This window comes from Thalassospira sp. MBR-102 (assembly GCF_040549275.1).
GTDB lineage: Bacteria > Pseudomonadota > Alphaproteobacteria > Rhodospirillales > Thalassospiraceae > Thalassospira > Thalassospira xiamenensis.
Window position 1 is genome coordinate 33,575 of the sequence record NZ_JBEPTC010000010.1, and the last position, 18,120, is coordinate 51,694.

The 18,120-nt window shown below is 53.7% G+C and carries 17 protein-coding genes and 1 tRNA gene; 4 read left to right on the plus strand and 14 right to left on the minus strand.

The genetic code is table 11. From position 1 onward, the window contains the following. Window positions 1-55: 55 nt before the first annotated feature. A complete protein-coding gene (locus ABIE64_RS16115; protein WP_007089031.1) occupies window positions 56-247 on the minus strand; it encodes a hypothetical protein in 192 nt (63 codons plus the stop codon). Between the two features lie 495 nt (window positions 248-742). On the opposite strand from ABIE64_RS16115, the gene rpmB reads away from it, so the two are divergent. Both rpmB and ABIE64_RS16125 read left to right on the plus strand, forming a co-directional pair. Next, window positions 743-1,036 carry a 50S ribosomal protein L28 gene (gene rpmB, locus ABIE64_RS16120; protein WP_037990572.1) on the plus strand — a complete coding sequence of 98 codons (294 nt, stop codon included), beginning with the start codon at window positions 743-745 and terminating at the stop codon, window positions 1,034-1,036. A gap of 371 nt (window positions 1,037-1,407) precedes the next feature. Next, a complete protein-coding gene (locus tag ABIE64_RS16125) occupies window positions 1,408-1,974 on the plus strand; it encodes an HNH endonuclease (protein WP_007089028.1) in 567 nt (188 codons plus the stop codon). An 85-nt stretch (window positions 1,975-2,059) separates the two neighbouring features. Here the strand turns inward: ABIE64_RS16125 and ABIE64_RS16130 are convergent, their stop codons facing one another. From ABIE64_RS16130 to ABIE64_RS16145, 4 genes are all read right to left on the minus strand, one after another. Next, on the minus strand, window positions 2,060-4,207 hold the full coding sequence (locus ABIE64_RS16130; RefSeq protein WP_354377948.1) for a TonB-dependent siderophore receptor: 2,148 nt from the start codon (window positions 4,205-4,207) through the stop codon (window positions 2,060-2,062). Window positions 4,208-4,309: 102 nt separating this feature from the next. Beyond that, complete coding sequence (locus ABIE64_RS16135; RefSeq protein WP_354377949.1) at window positions 4,310-5,212, minus strand: helix-turn-helix domain-containing protein; 903 nt, start codon at window positions 5,210-5,212, stop codon at window positions 4,310-4,312. Between the two features lie 251 nt (window positions 5,213-5,463). Continuing rightward, a complete protein-coding gene (locus tag ABIE64_RS16140; protein WP_354377950.1) occupies window positions 5,464-5,970 on the minus strand; it encodes a disulfide bond formation protein B in 507 nt (168 codons plus the stop codon). A 28-nt stretch (window positions 5,971-5,998) separates the two neighbouring features. After that, a complete protein-coding gene (locus ABIE64_RS16145) occupies window positions 5,999-6,586 on the minus strand; it encodes a YqaA family protein (protein ID WP_037990576.1) in 588 nt (195 codons plus the stop codon). A gap of 222 nt (window positions 6,587-6,808) precedes the next feature. On the opposite strand from ABIE64_RS16145, the gene ABIE64_RS16150 reads away from it, so the two are divergent. Together ABIE64_RS16150 and ABIE64_RS16155 are read left to right on the plus strand one after the other, a co-directional pair. After that, window positions 6,809-6,894, plus strand: a tRNA-Leu gene (locus ABIE64_RS16150). Between the two features lie 203 nt (window positions 6,895-7,097). Beyond that, entirely contained in the window at window positions 7,098-8,045 is a 948-nt protein-coding gene (locus tag ABIE64_RS16155; protein WP_071240822.1) for a cyclase family protein, read from the plus strand. Between the two features lie 101 nt (window positions 8,046-8,146). Here the strand turns inward: ABIE64_RS16155 and ABIE64_RS16160 are convergent, their stop codons facing one another. The 9 genes from ABIE64_RS16160 to ABIE64_RS16200 form a co-directional block, all read right to left on the minus strand. Further along, window positions 8,147-9,301, minus strand: a complete 1,155-nt coding sequence (locus ABIE64_RS16160) for an iron-containing alcohol dehydrogenase (RefSeq protein WP_071240821.1) — start codon at window positions 9,299-9,301, stop codon at window positions 8,147-8,149. Between the two features lie 21 nt (window positions 9,302-9,322). Then, complete coding sequence (locus ABIE64_RS16165; protein ID WP_175484506.1) at window positions 9,323-10,798, minus strand: NAD-dependent succinate-semialdehyde dehydrogenase; 1,476 nt, start codon at window positions 10,796-10,798, stop codon at window positions 9,323-9,325. A gap of 15 nt (window positions 10,799-10,813) precedes the next feature. Further along, complete coding sequence (locus ABIE64_RS16170) at window positions 10,814-11,968, minus strand: iron-containing alcohol dehydrogenase (protein WP_071240820.1); 1,155 nt, start codon at window positions 11,966-11,968, stop codon at window positions 10,814-10,816. A gap of 22 nt (window positions 11,969-11,990) precedes the next feature. After that, the gene (locus tag ABIE64_RS16175) at window positions 11,991-12,653 is read right to left on the minus strand and encodes an ATP-binding cassette domain-containing protein (RefSeq protein ID WP_007089019.1); all 663 of its coding nucleotides are present in this window, start codon (window positions 12,651-12,653) and stop codon (window positions 11,991-11,993) included. Then, window positions 12,650-13,426: an ABC transporter ATP-binding protein gene (locus tag ABIE64_RS16180; RefSeq protein WP_007089018.1), complete on the minus strand. Its 777-nt coding sequence runs from the start codon at window positions 13,424-13,426 to the stop codon at window positions 12,650-12,652. The genes ABIE64_RS16175 and ABIE64_RS16180 overlap by 4 nt, the downstream gene beginning before the upstream one ends. After that, window positions 13,423-14,370 carry a branched-chain amino acid ABC transporter permease gene (locus ABIE64_RS16185; RefSeq protein ID WP_063095261.1) on the minus strand — a complete coding sequence of 316 codons (948 nt, stop codon included), beginning with the start codon at window positions 14,368-14,370 and terminating at the stop codon, window positions 13,423-13,425. The genes ABIE64_RS16180 and ABIE64_RS16185 overlap by 4 nt, the downstream gene beginning before the upstream one ends. 1 nt (window position 14,371) lies before the next feature. Beyond that, window positions 14,372-15,271, minus strand: a complete 900-nt coding sequence (locus ABIE64_RS16190; RefSeq protein ID WP_063095260.1) for a branched-chain amino acid ABC transporter permease — start codon at window positions 15,269-15,271, stop codon at window positions 14,372-14,374. 74 nt (window positions 15,272-15,345) lie between these two features. Then, window positions 15,346-16,659 carry an ABC transporter substrate-binding protein gene (locus ABIE64_RS16195; RefSeq protein WP_354377951.1) on the minus strand — a complete coding sequence of 438 codons (1,314 nt, stop codon included), beginning with the start codon at window positions 16,657-16,659 and terminating at the stop codon, window positions 15,346-15,348. A gap of 23 nt (window positions 16,660-16,682) precedes the next feature. Then, window positions 16,683-18,020 carry an ABC transporter substrate-binding protein gene (locus ABIE64_RS16200; protein ID WP_354377952.1) on the minus strand — a complete coding sequence of 446 codons (1,338 nt, stop codon included), beginning with the start codon at window positions 18,018-18,020 and terminating at the stop codon, window positions 16,683-16,685. Window positions 18,021-18,120: the final 100 nt, after the last annotated feature.

The window sequence follows — 18,120 nt, forward strand, 5'->3', positions numbered from 1 at the left end:
AAACGGCCCGCCGAAACTGGCAGGCCGTTTTATTGTTTGCAGACAGTGCGCAGGATTAGCGGCTGAAATCCAGAAGCACGAGGAAGACGACCGGGACCAGTGCGAGTGCGACGTAAATCCAGACCGATGCAATCGGCACACCGAAATGCGCAAGCACATAACCGGCCAGATACAAAACAAGGCCGATCACAGCGACCAGCAGAATGCCCAAAAGGGGCAAGGATACCTTGGAATCGGTTTTCATCATGCGCAGTGCTCCCCAAGCGTGTGCGGAATAACTATGACGGCACGCTAACACCGAATGCGCGATGATGTTTTGACAAGGATCAATCTGGGTGACCTTGGGTGTTCTGACCTCTACCTTCTGAATCCTTATAAAGAACTTAACGTCAAAGAGCCAATATGAGCAGCGAGAAGGCCTGAACCCGACTTTATATATGTTTGTCTTTGCCGGATGCCGTCCAGAATCGGGTCGCATCATCGTTATGTAATTGCTAAACCGAACCGGGGGTATGGCTGTGTGCCGGGGAAAATCGCTTGATTCCGTGTGGTTGAGATGGGAAAAGCCGTCCTTGCGTGATGCAATATGAACGGATTGCGCAAAACAGGTGTTTTTGTAGCGTAAAAGCGTGGATGAAGGCTTGACGGCATCTGTCAGAGACGGTAATAACCCGGCTCCAAGCGCGGGCCTGCCTGTCAGGCCAAGCGTCCTTTTGCGAATTATAGACCAGGAGATCAGGTCATGGCACGTCGCTGCCCGGTATCCGGCAAAGGCGTTTTGGTCGGCATGAATGTGAGCCACGCCCACAACCGCACCAAACGTCGTTTCCTTCCGAACCTTCAGCCGGCTTCGCTGCTGAGCGAAGCGCTGGGTCGTTCGGTGCGTCTGCGTCTGACCACCAATGCGATCCGCACCATTGAAAAACGTGGTGGTCTGGATGCATATGTGCTCGGCACAGCAGCTTCCAAGCTGTCGGCAGAGCTGGTGAAAGTCAAACGCCAGATCGCCAAAGCTGTTGAAGCGAAAGCTGCCTAAGGCAGACTTTTGCTTTAAGAATTACGAAGGCTCGCGATTGCGGGCCTTTCGTTTTTCAAAGATTTCAGATCGCCCTGTTCCGGGGCCATAAAAGGGTCGTGCATCATCGATGCGCGGCCTTTTTGTTTGTCCGGGCGTTGATGTGCCTGATTGCGAGTCGTACCTGGTGCCGCCGGTTTTGCGTAAATGTTTGCGACTCGGCCTCAAGCGGGATTTGCGCTTTGCGAAAATTGGTCTATACTTTGCTCTATCAGTGATTTACGTGACCGCGTCGCATGGATTGATGAAACGTCATGATATGTTCATCACCCGCGATTCGCGAACCTGCTAAATAGTGGGTGCGACTCGGTAAACACGGTGGAGCGGATGATATGCATTTATCGCCCAATGCGTGTCCGGCACTTGTCCTTAATGCCGATTTCCGGCCGTTAAGCTATTTCCCGCTGTCCTTGTGGTCCTGGCAGGATACGCTTAAGGCAGTGTTTCTGGAACGCGTTGATGTTCTCTCGGAATATGATCGCGAAGTCCATTCCCCATCTTTCAAAATGAAACTGCCGAGTGTCATATCGCTTAAGGAATATGTATCGCTCAAAAGCAGCCCGGCCTTTACCCGGTTCAACGTTTTCCTGCGTGACCAGTTTTCCTGCCAGTATTGCGGGGATCGTCTGCCGACCAGTGACCTGACATTCGATCACGTCATTCCGAGGTCGCGGGGCGGGCGAACGAACTGGTCCAATATTGTGACTGCCTGTTCGGACTGTAACCTTTTCAAGGGTAGCCGATCGATCAGGGAAGCCGGACTCCGGCTGCGCAGGACCCCCGAACAGCCGAGCATGCACGAACTCCAGACCATCGGACGCCGCTTCCCGCCAAACTATCTTCACGAAAGTTGGCGGGATTTTTTGTATTGGGATACCGAACTGGAATACGACTTCTGATCCGGGTCCGGTATATGTGGACAAAGTAAAAGCACCGTCGTTTCCGGCGGTGCTTTTATGTTTTACGAAGTCTTTCGCAATCTGACTACCAGCGATATTTGACCGTGGCGAGAATCGTGCGTCCCTGACCGTAGTAGCAGGCATTTGTTCCCGAGCAACTTGCGACCCAACGTTCATCCGTCAGGTTGGTCGCATTCAATGCCAGAAGGTAGCCTTCAATCTCATAGTGGATGCCGGCATCGAACAGAGTGGTTGACGGGACTTCAACGGTGTTTGACTGATCAGCGTACTGTTTACCGAGATAGCGAACGCCACCATTGAACCCAAAGCCACTCATTGTGCCGGACTGTAACGTATAATCAGCCCAAAGAGATGCTGTATGTTCCGGAACGCCGACCGGGGCTTTGCCCTGATAGCCATCGTTGTCTTTGGTGACTTCGGCATCGTTGAAACTGTATGCAGCTTTGCCAACCAACCCTTCAAAAGGCTCAATGGTTGCTTCCAGTTCGATACCGCGCGAGCGGACCTCGCCTGACTGGATTTTACGTGCTGTATCGTCAGGGTCGGTTGTCGTGACATTTTGACGGCGCAGATCATATAAGGCAGCGGTTAACAGGCCATCGAAGCTTTCAGGTTCGTATTTGGCACCAATTTCGTATTGCTGACCTGTTTCAGGATCGAAGTTTTGTGTTCCCTGACTGGCGACGGGGGTAAAGGATTCCGAGTAGCTGATATATGGCGTAAGGCCGAGTTCGGTTTTGTAAACGAGCCCGGCCTGACCGGAAAAGGCATGATCGTTTTTGCTGCTCTCTGCACCGTTATTGGCGTTGTCGTATTTTTTCTCGTCTGACCAGTCCTGGCGACCGCCAAGGGTCAATACCCAATGTTCATCAAACTCGATCTGATCTTGTGCATAAACACCAAGCTGGCGAAGCGTTACATCGTCATCGTACCAAGTCGTCAGGGCAGACAGAGTTCCGCCGTAGGACGGGTTATAGACGTTTAGCGCCGACGCACTGCCGAACGCGGCATAGCGATCATAGATGTAATGCTGATAATCCAGTCCGGTCAGAAGGGTGTGATTGACAGTTCCGGTTTCAAACCGGGTTTCCAGCTGGTTATCAATTGTAATGGCATGTGCATTCTGGTCGGTGCGCAGGAGACTGCGATTTAGCGTGCCAGCATTTACATCTGCCCAGCCGTTTCCGTAGATTGTTTTGTAATCGACATCAACAAAGGCATATCGCGCGTTCTGGTGGAATGTAAGATCATTCGTGAAGTCATGGCTGAGCTCGTAACCGAGTGAATACTGAATGCGCTTGTAGCCCTCAAACGCCGGTTCCCCGGTAAAGACATCAACCGGAATTGCACCATTGGGGGCGCCAAATATTGTTCCGACGGCGGGCAGCCAGTTGTTTGCCGAGCCGGTATCGTCTTCCTGATAATGGGTGAGAAGGGTCAAGGAAGTGTCGTCATTTTCCCATTTCAGCGATGGCGCAAGATAAATCCTTTTGTCGTCGACCATATCGGTCTGGGTGCCGGAATCTTTGACGAGGCCTGTAACGCGGTAAAGAACGCTTCCGTCTTCAACCAGCTTGTCGCCGATGTCAAAGGCCCCTTGTTTGTGATCGAAGCTGCCGGTTTGCAGTTCTACTTCGTTCAGCATGTCTGCATGAGGGCGCTTGGAAACGACGTTGACGATACCGCCCGGCGCATTCTGACCATAAAGAACCGATGTCGGGCCACGCAGGAGTTCAATGCGTTCTGCCCCATATGCCTCTTGCTTGAATGACGCATAACCCGATGAGCGAAGCTGCATACCATCGCGGTAAAGGCCTATGTCCTGTTGGGCGAAGCCCCGGACCTTGAACCAGTCATAGCGGGTGTCGTAACCATACAAATCCGGTTGAATGCCCGGCGAATATTTAAGGGCATCCATAACGGTCTGGGCTTGGCGTGTTTCGATCTCTTTTTTTGAGACGACCGATATGGCGCGGGGCGTTTCCGAGATCACGGTACCGGTTTTGGTTGCTGTTGCGCTTTGCTTTGCAACATATCCCTTAACAGGTGACGTTGCTGTTTCACTTTGTTGGTCGGCTTCGATCAGGATGGGATCAACAAGGATTTCGTCTTTGGCCTGTTGTGCGAAAGCCTGCATTGGTGATGTTGCGAAAATCATTGCAACACTGCCAAGAAGAGCGGCTCTTAAGTTCTTGTCTCTGAAGGACTTCATTGGGTCTGTTCTCTGCGTCAGTTGTCACGTGTGACGTCCCGATAGCACGCAGCGAATGGGGAAATATTGAACCCTATTTGGCTATATTGAACGGTTTTTGGTTTAATTTATGATAGCCTGTTCGCGGCGCCATGCGCCGGGTGTGGTGCCTGTGATGCGGCGGAATACCCGTGTGAGATGGGCCTGATCTGCAAAGCCGATTTGGGTTGCGATGGATGCCAAAGGAGTATCGCATTTACGCAGCATGGTTTTGGCACGTTCTATTCTGGCTTTCATCTGCCACTGGTGGGGCGGCATGCCTGTGCTCTCGCGAAAAGCCGAGCAGAAATAAGATTGAGACAGTCCTGCAAGTTCGGCTAATTCATCCAGGCGAATAACGCGACCGCAATTTTGTTCAATATAATCGACAGTCCTGCGTAGCTGGAACGGGGCGAGCCTGCCGCGTTTGCGTGTCGTATCGGTTTCTGGCATCGGTGCCAGAAGGGCGCTGGTCAGTGCGGTTAAAAGTCCTTCACCATATAGCGCCGGTGATGGGCTATCGGTTGCGATGTCGTCGGCAATCATGCGCACAAGCGCATTGATGCGCTGATCATAAAAGCCGATCCGCGGCATTTCGAGGACGCTGGGATCTGCCTTGTAGCCAAGACATTGTTCAAGCCGTTGTGTATCAAGATGGATGTCAAGATGGCGCAGGCGGCATGAGCCCTGTACCTCAGAGGTGACATGCATGCCGGCCGGAATATAGAACAGGCACCCCTGATCACCGCGGCCTTCACCAGTATGGTTTTTGTTTGCGCGAATGTAAAATTGCGCATCCCCGGCGCATTCCAGAATGGCAACCAGTCGCGGCGCTTCCGAGACATAACTGCCACCCGAGGTTTCTGCACATTGCACATGCCATAGATCGGTAATCCCTGTGTTCCAGCGTCTGAAACGAAGTTCTTCCAGGAATGTGATTCCTTCGATCTTGGTTGTCATATGGGGATGGAATGTCTGGTCTGGCATTCCTGCCTATATCCTCGCTGGGTATATTTGCTCTTCGGTCGTGCTCGATCAGCGCAGACCTATCTGGTTCGGTATTCCTTAAGGCTGCGGATATTATAAGAAGAATTTTATGCAAACAAGAATAATTCGCATTATTATTTAACGGAGGGAAAAAGAATATCTCGTGTCCGCAACCTGGTGTGTTTTTCGCAAAAAAAAGCCTGCCAGCAAAGCGTCTGGCAGGCCGGATTTCGGGTTTGACTTTGATCGTTCTAGCGTTTCATCCACCGTGATGGGGCGATCAGGCAAAGGATCGTCAGCGCGGCCGAGAAGAAGACATTGACCGTTGGCATAGTGATGCCAAACAGGGCCCAGTCGATCTTGTCACAGCGGACAATCGGCTGGGCCATCAGTTGCGCTTTCAGGTCGGCGACCGATGCCGCACCGCTGGTAAGGCCGCCACACATGGCCGGACCTTCCCACCAGAGTTCCTGAACGCCGACATGATAGATCGCAATCCCGGTACCAATGGCAAAGGCAACACCGCATAGATAAACAATAACCCGCGAAGCACCCGGTATGCGCAGCAGCAAAAGGGCAAGAATGGCAAGGCCACCGGCAACATAAAACGGCACGCGTTGATAAAGGCATAACACACAGGGCAAAAGCTTCTGCACATACTGCGCATAGAAGGCAAAGCCGAGGCTTCCGGCAGAAATCAGGAAAATGGCAACAGGTGGCAGGGCTGGGGCATAATGTGCGCGAAGCAATTTGATCATCGGGTTGTTCCGTTATCGTTTTTCGGTGTTAACCGTGCGGGATCAGTTTGATGGCAGCAAATCCACCGACAAGAACCACGACAAATATGGTAAAAACGAGGCCAAGCCGCCTTTCGATAAAGTCGCGAATGACCGGGCCAAATTTCCAGATCAGGGCTGCAATAATGAAGAAGCGCAAACCACGCGCCAGAACCGATGCGACCATGAATATTGCCGGATCAAGTGCTGTCACACCCGACAGGATGGTAATGACCTTGTAGGGGAACGGGCTTATCCCGGCGATGAACACAGCCCAGGCACCCCATTCGTTATAATAATCGCGGAATACATCGAACTTGGCGCTATAGCCATAAAGCTGCAATACCGGTTGGCCGATGCTTTCAAAAAGGAAGTAGCCTATGCCATAACCGGCAATGCCGCCAAGAACAGACCCGACAAGGCAGATTAACGCATAGCGCCATGCGCGTGTTGGCGCGGCAATGATCATCGGGATCAGAAGAACGTCCGGCGGGATTGGAAAAACCGAACTTTCCACAAAGGCGATAATGAAAAGTGCAATGGCAGCGTGGCGATGGGCGGCCAGGCCAAGGGTCCAGTCATAAAGGCTGCGCAGCACGGAAACGCCCTTTGCATTTAAGACGATAAAAACAATACGGCACTATGGCCCAGGAACGGCTGATGTAACCGCATTTGGGGCCGTCTCGCAATGCCGTTTTCCCGAGAAAAGTCCGCTGCGGCCAAAGATGTAATTTTTGCGCAAAGCCCCATTGACCGGACGAAAATTACAGCTATTATCCGCCCCCACGATGGCGGGTGCGCAATGCACCCATATGTGCCTGCCCCTGTGGCGGAATTGGTAGACGCGGCAGACTCAAAATCTGTTTCTCTTTGAGAGTGGGAGTTCGATTCTCCCCGGGGGCACCATCGCTTTTTCAAAATCAATCTCCAAGAAATGCTCGTGGTATCCCGTGTCGTGTTTGCGGGCTGTTGCGCGCTAACCGATCATTCTAAGTCTTGAGTTGATCGATATCCGCTCCCTTTTTCGGTGGAAATGCTGATTTGCGTCACCTTTTTGTTGGCACGACAATTGCCACTCTCTAAGTGCTTATCAACTTAGGGAGGAATAAATGCAAAAAGCAAAAATCCTGATTTCTGCATCAATAATATTGGGTTTCATCGGAGCTGCCGACAGTGCATCGGCAGATGACAGGTTCATCTCGCGGTTTGGTCCGGATGATCAGATCGGAGCCGCAAACTATCTTTCATCAGATGTAACCCTTGCGGCAAGCAAGCTGATTTCCGAGGGAAAAGTCTACTCATTGGGTATGGAAATTTCGCGCGATACGCCTGCATTCGCACCGCGTGGTGTGGCTGTAACGGTTTTCTCGCCCGGGCAAAGTGGGAACAAGACCATCGGCAGTAATGCCGGAACGTATAATGACGACATGTTTACCGGCTGGCTCGGCGTGGGAACCCAGATTGATGGCCTTGGTCATCTTGGCGATCACCACACTTACTATAACAATAATCACGCCGAAGACATGGTCGCTGCCACCGGATTGACCAAGCTGGGTATTGAAAATGTTCCGCCAATGGCAACCCGTGGTGTGCTGCTGAACGTTGCCGCGATAAAGGGAGCTGCCCGGTTGGAAGGTGGATATGTCATTACCCTGGATGATATCATGGCCGCCCAAAAGGCGGCTGGGACTGAAATCCGCAAGGGTGACGTTGTTCTGATCCATACCGGCTGGCTTGATCTGGTGGGTAAGGATAATGCGCTTTATGGCAAGACCGAACCCGGTATCGGGCTGGAAGCAGCGGAATGGCTGGCTGGGCGGGGTGTGGTCGCGGTTGGCGGAGATACATGGGGCCTCGAAGCGGTTCCTCACGAGGACCCGAATGCCTTCTTCCCGGTTCATGTCAAGCTTCTGGCAGAAAACGGCGTTTATATCCTTGAAAACATCGTCACCAAGGATCTGGCAGCAGACCGCGCCCACGAGTTTCTTTTTGTTCTGGGGCAGGCAAAGTTAAAAGGCGCAGTCCAGATGATCATCAACCCGGTTGCCATTCGGTAATCCGGGATCGCCTCAATTGATTTTAAGAACCGGCGGCCAAGCGACCAAACAGGCCGCCGGTTCTTTGCCACTGTATAAATCGGAGTTCACAAGCGGCTAAATCAGAAAACGCTGCGGTAAATGGCTTCAATATCGTTTGTCGTCATATCGCGCGGATTGCTCTCGATCAGGCGATGGATTTTGGTAAAGACCTCCTCGGCCATTTCAGGCAGAGAGTCTTCGGTGATCCCCAGTTCATGCAATCGTGTTTCAAGGCCGCTGGCAAGGACCATTGCCTCAATCCGGCGAACAAAGGCCTCTGCGGCATCTTCATCGGATGAGAAATCGGCATCTTCGATCAGACAGGGCGCAAGTTCGGCATAGAGTTTACTTGCGGCGGGCAGGTTGAAGCGCAAAACTTGCGCCATTACCAGTGCATTGGCGTGTCCGTGCGGAATATGGAACCGTGCGCCCAACGGATAAGCCAGCCCATGGACGGCTGCGACTGACGCATTGGCAAAGGCCATCCCGGCAATCAGTGAGCCCTGAAGCATTGCAGATCGGGCTTCCTTGTCGCCGGGGTTCTCGATCACCTTCATCAGGTTCTTGCCGAGCAGAGAAAGCGCGGTGATTGCCATGCCATCAGCAATCGGGTTTTTGCGTGTGCGGCTGGTGTATCCTTCGATGGCATGAACCATGGCATCAAGACCGGTTGCCGCGGTGACTTTCTGTGGCAACCCATAGGTCAGTTCAGCATCCAGAAGCGCGATATCGGGCATCAGTTGCGGGGTATAAACAACCTGTTTCAGATTATTGTTATCGGTGATGACCGACACCCAGGTGACTTCCGATCCGGTGCCAGCGGTTGTCGGGATCTGGATCAGGGGCAAACGGTCGCCGGTTGCCTTGTCGATCCCGTAAATGCCTTCGATTGTCTGATCGCTATTGGCAAGCAGCGCGACAAGTTTGGCACTATCAAGCGAACTGCCACCCCCAAGACCAACCACACCATCAGCCTGCCACTCCTTGGCACCATCAATGGCCTGCTGAACGATATTCTGGGGGGGATCAGCTTTAACATCGGAGAATATCTGAACGGCAATACCAGCCGCTTCCAACGATTTTTGCACCTGATCGGCAAAGCCAAGTGTGACAATGCCCGGATCGCAAACAACAGTGACGCGGGTTGCGCCAAGTTCTTTCATCAGGGTGCCGGTTCTGGCAATGCCGCCCGCCTCGCATACGATGCGCGGGACACTGCGAAACATGAAACTCATGGTGGGGCTCCTTGTTGCCGGTCAGTTGGCTTTCCCGGCAAGACCGCCGAGACACATATATTTGATTTCGACAAAATCATCGATGCCGTATTTCGATCCTTCGCGGCCGATACCGGATTCTTTCACACCGCCAAACGGGGCTGATTCTGTGGAAATGATCCCTTCATTGATGCCGACAATGCCGTATTCCAGTGCTTCGCCAACCCGCCAGATACGACCGATATCACGGGCATAGAAATAGGCCGCCAGTCCAAAGGGCGTATCATTGGCCATACGAATGGCGTCTGCCTCGTCGCGGAACCTGAACAGGGGGGCAACCGGGCCAAAAATTTCCTCGGAGAAAATCCGCATGTCGGCGGTAACACCGGTCAGGATGGTCGGGCTGAAGAAATTGCTACCCGGTTTGGCGCGTGCGCCACCCAATACTGCTTTTGCGCCACAACTGATCGCGTCATTGACAAGGGTTTCGACCTTCTCAATGGCCTTGGTATTGATCAGCGGCCCCTGGGTTACACCCTCCTCGGTGCCGGGACCGACACGCAGGCTGGCAACGGCGGCGGCAAGTTTTTCGGCGAAGGCGTCATAGACACCTTCCTGCACCAGAATGCGGTTGGCACAAACGCAAGTCTGTCCGGCATTGCGGTATTTCGATGCGATGGCACCGGCAACGGCCTCGTCAAGATCGGCATCATCAAAGACAATAAATGGCGCATTCCCACCAAGTTCCAGACTGACCTTTTTGACGGTGTCGGCGCATTGCCGCATCAAAAGTTTGCCGACCTGGGTTGAACCGGTAAAGGACAGTTTGCGCACAATCGGGTTTCCGGTCAGTTCATTGCCGATATCCGCCCCATGCGATGCGGTCACCACATTGATCACGCCATCGGGGAAACCCGCACGCTTGGCCAGTTCGGCAAGGGCAAGGGCGGTCAAAGGCGTATCTTCGGCAGGTTTGATGACAACCGTACAGCCCGCGGCAAGTGCCGGGGCACATTTGCGGGTGATCATGGCCATCGGGAAATTCCAGGGCGTGATCGCAGCAACAACGCCAATCGGTTGTTTGACCGTGATGATGCGTTTATCCGCACCGTGCGAGGGAATGACATCGCCATAAATGCGTTTACCTTCTTCGGCAAACCATTCAAGGAATGACGCGCCATAGGCCACTTCGCCACGGGCCTCGGCAAGGGGTTTTCCCTGTTCGCGAGTCATTAGCAAGGCAAGGTCTTCCTGTGCGGCCATGCACATGTCAAACCATTTGCGAAGGATGTTTGCCCGTTCCTTGGCAGTCTTTGTCCGCCATGCCGGAAGGGCGGCATTGGCGGCATCAATCGCCAGCCGGGTTTCGGATGCCCCCATATCGGGAACATCGGCAAGATGTGCGCCGGTTGCAGGATCTGTCACTGAAAAGGTTATACCATTTTCAGCCGACACCCATTTGCCATTGATATGACCAAGGGTTTGCCAAAGACCGGTATCATTGAGTTCAATCGTCATGGGGCTATCCTGCGGTTACAGCACGGTGGCATAAATGTCGCGGGCGGCTTCAAAGGTCATCTCGCGCGGATTATTGATCAAAAGACGTTCGACCTTCATCGCATCCGTCGCCAACATGTCGAGATCGGACTCGGTCACGCCGACATCGCGCAGCTGTCGGGTAAACGGCATGCGTTCGACCATGTCGGTCATGTAGCTGATAAAGCGATCACAGGCGGCATTATCATCGGCAAACCGTTCACCCGGCAGAACAGCACGGGCCAGTTCCGCATATTGCGCGTGGGCGGCATCGCGGTTGAATTTAAGAACCTCGATCAGGACAAGCGCATTACTGTGACCATGCGGCACATGAAAATGCCCACCCAGCGGATAGGCCAGCGCATGAACTGCGGCGACCGGGGCATTGGCGAATGCCATGCCGGCCATCATTGATCCTTGCAACATGGCTTCGCGGGCTTCGCGTGATGGTGTTGCCGATACCGCATCATCAATATGGGCGGTCATCAGCTGCATCGCGCGAATGGCCAAACCATCAGACAGCGCGTTTTTCTTGTGCTTGGTTGTATAGGCCTCTATTGCATGAACCATCGCATCAATACCGGTCATTGCCGTAATCGATGCAGGAAGACCCATCGTCAGTTTGGCATCAAGCAATGCGACATCCGGATAAAGAAGCGGCGATACAACGCCCTTTTTCTCCTGGGTCGGAGTGGTAACGATGGAAATGGGTGTGACTTCAGAACCGGTGCCTGCGGTGGTTGGAACCTGAATAAGCGGTAGTCTCGGTCCTTTTGCCAGACCGATCCCATAGATCGCGTCAAGTTGCTGCGGGTTGCCACACAGCAAGGCCACCAGCTTGGCGGTATCCATCGATGATCCACCACCCAGGCCGATAATGATATCGGCCGCGAAATCCATCGCGCCCTTTACGGCATCAAGGATGGTGCTTTCAGGCGGGTCGGCTTCAACACGTGTCCACAGAAGAGTATCGATCCCGTCATCAATAAGGGCCTGATAGGGGGCATCAATCAATCCGGCTTTCTGCAGGCCCGGATCGGTGATGAGGATGGCGCGTTTTGCGCCGAACTCGTTACACAGGCTGCCCAACTGAAGTGCGCCATCAAACTCGCAGATGACGCGGGGCGTGGTTTCAAATGTAAAATCTGACATGGGGGTCCTCGCGTTGGCCGGTTCAGGCGAACTGGGTTGCTGATGGGGAAACTGTGCCGCGTTCGATGCGGTAGCTCCCTGTCACCAGATCGGCGGAATGGGTGTCATCTGACTCGGAAATCAGGACGCACAAACCGCTGCTGCCAAGGTTGGAAATGACTTCGGACAGGCGGCGTGACAGAACCGGGGCAACACCTTCGAACGGTTCATCAAGCAGCAACAACTTCCGGCCCGGCATAAGGGCGCGGCCAAGTGCGACCAGCTTTTGCTGTCCCCCCGAAAGCTGTAAGGCGCGGCGCGCCCGGAACTGCGCAATTTCCGGAAGCAGGTCATAAACCCATTCCAGACGTTCCCTGGCATCGGCAATGCCGTTGGCCCATGCAGGCAGAAGAATATTTTCCTCAACCGTAAGTGACGGGATCAGGCGGCGGTCTTCGGGCATGTAACTGATACCGCCTTTTGCCCGACCAAAATCAGCCGTTTTGCGCAGGTCCTTGCCATCAAAGGTAATGGAACCATCGTCGGCCTCAAGCAATCCCATGATGGCACGCATCAATGTGGTTTTGCCTGCACCATTATGACCGATCAGACCAAACATCTGCCCGGACGGAACGGTCAGCGAAACATCACGCAGGATCGGAATGTTGCCGATTGAAACATTCAGGTTCTTGATTTCAAGCGTCATGATGCGCCATTCCCCTTTTTGTGAGTGGGACGATGGCCGGTCACGAGATCACGCACGCGTTCTTCGGCAAGAACCGCCGACGGGTTGCCGTCGGCGATGATTTCACCGCTATAGAAGGCCAGAACACGCGAAACGTAACGTTCGACCACATCCATGTCATGTTCAACAAACAGCACTGTCACACCGTGCTGGCGGACGGCATTCATCACGGTGTCCATCAGGGCGGTTTTCTCGTCCATGCTGACGCCACTGGTCGGTTCATCCAGCAAAAGCATCTGCGGATTGCCAATCAGGGCCATTGCGATATCCACCAGTTTGCGTGCACCTTGCGGAACTGCCGTCACCAATGAATCACGATAATTTTCGACACCGAATTCACGCAGGATGTCTTCGGCCCGTGCGATGCGTTTGTCGCTGCGAAGCGGGCTCAGGAAGCTTGGGCGTGGACTTTCGGCAGCGGCAAGGGCAACGATCAGATTGTCGATTACCGTCATTTCAGGAAATAGTTGTGCAACCTGAAATGAACGTGCCATGCCAGCACGGGTGATGGCACGTGGCGAACGGCCAAGAATAGACTTGCCGTTAAACTGTATTTCACCACGGGTCGGCTTAAGATAACCGGTCACCATATTGATGAAGGTTGTCTTGCCCGCGCCGTTGGACCCGATGACGCCAACGATTTCACCTTTGGAAATCCGGACATCAAGATCCTTTGCGGCGATGACCGCCCCAAATTCCTTGTTTAGCGATCTGGTTTCAAGAATGACAGTCATGCACGTTCTCCTGACTTTTTCCGTGATACCAGGCTCCAGAGCCCTTTAGGCAGGAAGACGATGACACCCAAAAGGGTAAATCCGAGGATCATCTGCCAGGTATGGGGAACCAGTTCGATTGCATAGGTCCGCACGACCGAGAAAACCACGGCGGCAATGAACGGAGCGGCGACATGACCCAACCCGCCGAGAAGAGCGATAAAGATGAATTCGCCCGATGTGGTCCAATAGGCCATTTCAGGGTCGACATGCCCGGTGGCCAGGGCAGTCAATCCACCGCCAAGTGCGGAAACTGCTGCGGCACAGACATAGTTGCCGTACAGTAGCCAGCGCGGCGAGAGACCAAGATATTCTACGCGGACTTCGTTTTCGCGAACGGCTTCGCAGATCACGCCGATCCCGGCCTTGGTATAACGGTGGATCAGAACGGCAATGACCAGACCTGCCAGAACGGTCAGGGTGAAGACAGTAAGCTGACTGCCTTCGCCGCCTTCTGGTGCCCAGCCAAAGACGGTCCAGTTATGCACGTTAAATCCGTCCGTACTGCCCAGTTCAGGGCTTTTGACAAGGATGCCGAACAGGATCATCGAAAAGGCCAGCGACAGCATCGCAAAGAAGATGTCCCGATATCGGGTCAGCAACAGCCCCAGCAACATGGCAACCGCAATTGCCACCAGCATGCCAAGGGTCAGGGCTGCAATTGCATCATGGATGCCAAAGAACTGGCCACCCATGCCGACGGTATATCCACCAATGCAGTAAAATAGGCCCTGGCCAAACGATACCAGGCCGGAGCGCATCTGCATGACAACGCCTTGCACAACGAGGGCTTTGGCAAAGGCGATGGTCAAAAGGAAGATCAGCCAGCCGGGCGATACAAACCCGAACAGCACGCAGGCAATCGCAATTGCAGCAAGCGAGATTTCTGTTTTATCGAAGCGCATGTCAGATTTTCCTCGCCAAAGTACGGCCAAACAGGCCTTCGGGGCGGAACGCCAGAACCAGCGACATCACGCCGTAAATGACGAAAAGTTCGAATTCAGGGGCATAATGAACGGCAGCGGCGCGGCTCAATCCAACCAGAAGGGCACCAACCGCGGCACCGCCGATGCTGCCAAGTCCACCAATCACGACCACGGCAAAGGCCAGAACGATGACTTCAATCCCGATACCCGGCACAACCGAGATGGCAGGTGCGGTCAGCGCACCTGCAAGTGCACCAAGGATGGTACCTATGACAAAGGTGATGGTGAACATGAGGCGGACATTAACGCCCATCGCCACCGCGATCTCGCGGTCATGGATCACCGCGCGCAATACCTTGCCGGTATTGGTGCGTTCGAGCAGCCCCCACAAAACAAGGCCAATGACGGCCGAAACCCCGACCAGTGACAGGTCGTAATTCGAAACCTTAAGCAGTCCAAAAGACGTTCGGCCGAGTTCGGAATAGGGCTGATAGGCGAAATACGGATTGACCCCCCAGACGATTTTCATCGTGTCTTCAAGGATAAGCAAAAGCGCATAGGTAATGATCACCATCAGGATTTCGTCGCGGCCGTACATCAGGCGCAGCAATCCGCGTTCAATGATCACGCCGACAATCAGTCCGGCAACCAGTGCCGCACCAACCAGCAAAAGATAACTGATCCAGGCCGGGCCGATACCGTTGTTGAAATACCAGCCAACAAGGGATGCTGCCGAATAGGCGCCAATGGCATAGAAGCTGCCGTGCGCCATGTTCAGGATGCGCATCACCCCGTAAATCACGGTCAGGCCAGCGGCCACGAGAAACAGCCACGATGCATAGATCGAGCCATCAATCAGGACGGCAAGAAGACTTGTCATCACAAATATCCAGTGTGCAGGGAAAAGGGCGGGCATCCCCCAAAAGAGATGCCCGCATCGCAGGAAGATTGCGTTTAGTTACACTGAGCGCCCGGGAAGCCCTGGGCAATCCAGTCTGCGGCAGAAACACCTTCTGGCGGAGTTACGCATTCGCCTGAGAATGAAACGGTATTGACGATGGACGCCTTGCCGTCTTCATAGTGGTATTCGCCATAGGTGATGCCCTGCATCGCCTGATGACCATTGCCGCGCGCCATTTCGACAGTACCCGAAACGGATTCAAAGGTTGCCCCCTTGAGGCCCGTCGCAAGCTGATCTGCGGTCGGGATTTCCTTGTCGGCAAGGCCTGCATTTTCAGCGGCAAATTTCAGGCCGAGGATCGCTTGTGCCATCTTGGTTGCCGGGTAAACCGGATCAAGATCATAGGCGGCGTTATAAGCACCCTTGAACCAGGTGTTCAGGGCGTTGTCCGGCGCAAATGCACCGAACGGACCGCGCGCACCAATGATCATGCCATTTGGTGCCTGATCTTTATAGGTGGCAAGGCTCGCTTCACCGCAGGTTAGCAAACCGGTGGCGTCTTCAAGAAGGCCACGGGCATTTGCCTGAAGAACCAGGGCTTCCATGTCGCCACCCCAGAAGGAGCTGTGGACGATTTCCGGACGTTTGACCGACAGGGCAGAGATTTCTGCGCCATACTGGCCCTGATAGATTTTTGGGAACTGTTCTTCGACGATTTCTGATTCCGGCAGCAGTTTTGCCGCTGCAGCGGTAAAGTCAGCCCAGCTGTCCTGACCCCAGGAATAGTTCTGCTGAATACCTGACAGACGGGTTACGTCCGGACGGGTTGCTTTGAGATAGCGAACGGCACCGATATTGTCGACCGATGCATCAAGGCCGGTACGGAACATATATTGTGCATCGGGGTTATCCGCAAACAGGCGGGGAGTGCCGCAATCATACGCAATAGTGAAGGTTTTCAGTTCTTCTGCTACAGGAGCAACTGCGAGGCAATCACCCGAAGACACATAGCCGATCACGGCATCAACTTTCTGGCGCTGGACAAGGTTGCGGTATTCTTCAACCTGCTTGGTTGCACCACCAGCCTCATCAATAATAACTGCTTCGATTTCCGCCCCATTGATGCCAAGCTTGTTATAAGGTGCCGGTACTTCTCCCTTGTTAAGCGCTTCGACAAGAATTTTGGCGGCATTCGCAGAAGGAACGCCAAACGGACCAGCAGCCGGGCCAGACAGGAAGGTGACGATGCCGACGCGGAATTTGCCGTTTTCGGCAGCCGATGCAACTGATGCAAGGCCGGCCGTCAAGGCAAGGGCAGCGACGCCCGAAACCAGATAATTACTGAAAGTTGTTTTATTATTCTTCACTTTTTTCCTCCCTTGGGAAAGGTCTATGGAGATGGCGGTGGAACAGCCTCAGACCCACCGGCCACGGCATCGCGGCGGCGTTTGACCATCTCTTTTGACGGTTTGAGGTCTTCGGCGTCATAGATCGCCCAATTCCCCACCATCAGTTTCGATGGCGGAAAATCTTCGTTATGGACGACCGTGCCCACGGCTTGCGCCTGGACAATCTGGTGGGTGTCGGGATCGATATAGGATGCAAAGCCCGGCGGGTCTTCGGGCAGGGCCAGTTGCAACCCTTTGAGTGCGGTGATCAGTGCCCTGTCATCGTCTGAGCCGCCCGCCTTTTCGATGGCACGCGCAATTGCAATAATGCCGGTATAGGCACCCTCGGCGGCATAAGTCGGATAACGACCGGTCAGGTCATGGAATTGCGCGACAAATCGTTTGTTACGTCCGGTTTCTGGCCAATTATTGTGATGACGAGCCGAAAGGATCAGACCGGGATAGGGCTGATTACCCAGCGCCATCATCACATCGTAATTGGCACCGGTATCAAAATTGGCCAGACGGGTGGTTTCAAAGAAACGGGTCGTTGATGCCTGTTTGATGAAGGCAATGAAATCTCCACCCCAAAGTGCGGTGACAACGACGTCCGGCTTCGCCGATTGCAGGGCATTGATATAGATCGAATAGTCCGGCTCATAGAGCTTGGGCCATAATGCGCTGACGGTTTCATATTCAACACCAAGGCCATCGAGTGCCAGTTGCAAGTCCGTCCAGGAAACATGCCCATAATCATAGTCGGGCCCCACAAAGGCCAGCCGTTTCCAGCCAGTTTCCTTTTGAATGTCGCGCAGATAGCGCGCCCCTGCGGCCATGCTGGTCCAACTGTCATTTGTGACCCGGAAATAATAATCATGACCGGCTTCGATGCTGAGCCGAGAAGATGCATGATCGGTTCCGATCATGATGACTTTTTCCTGACGGGCAAGGTCGCTTACTGCGTGGGCAACGCCTGATGATACGATCCCGCAGAAAAACCGGGCTTTATCCTTGGCGATGAAGTCCTGTGCCAAACGCACGGCATAAGATGCCTTTGATCGCGGATCATCGGCAATGATGCGAAGTTTTGGTGGGGTTAGTCCTGCCTTGGTTTCAGCGGCAAGGTCATCAAGTGCGATTTGAATGCCGACGATGCTGTCTCGACCATAGGTCGCCGATCGACCGGTCATGGGGTACAAACAGCCGATCACCGCATCCGCTTCTTTGGCTGATGCACCCAGCTCAAAACGTTCGGCTTGTGCGCTATTGGCGACAAGCATTGTGAACGCGGCAATAATTATGGTGATGCACCCGGAAACCGGGCGTTTGAGCATCTCCATGATGTATCCTCCCTACGAATGGTTGTTCCATTCGTGTTTGTACCTTTGTCCCACTAATTGGCAAAGGCTGTGCCAACTGATCACTAAAAAGAAAAAGGCA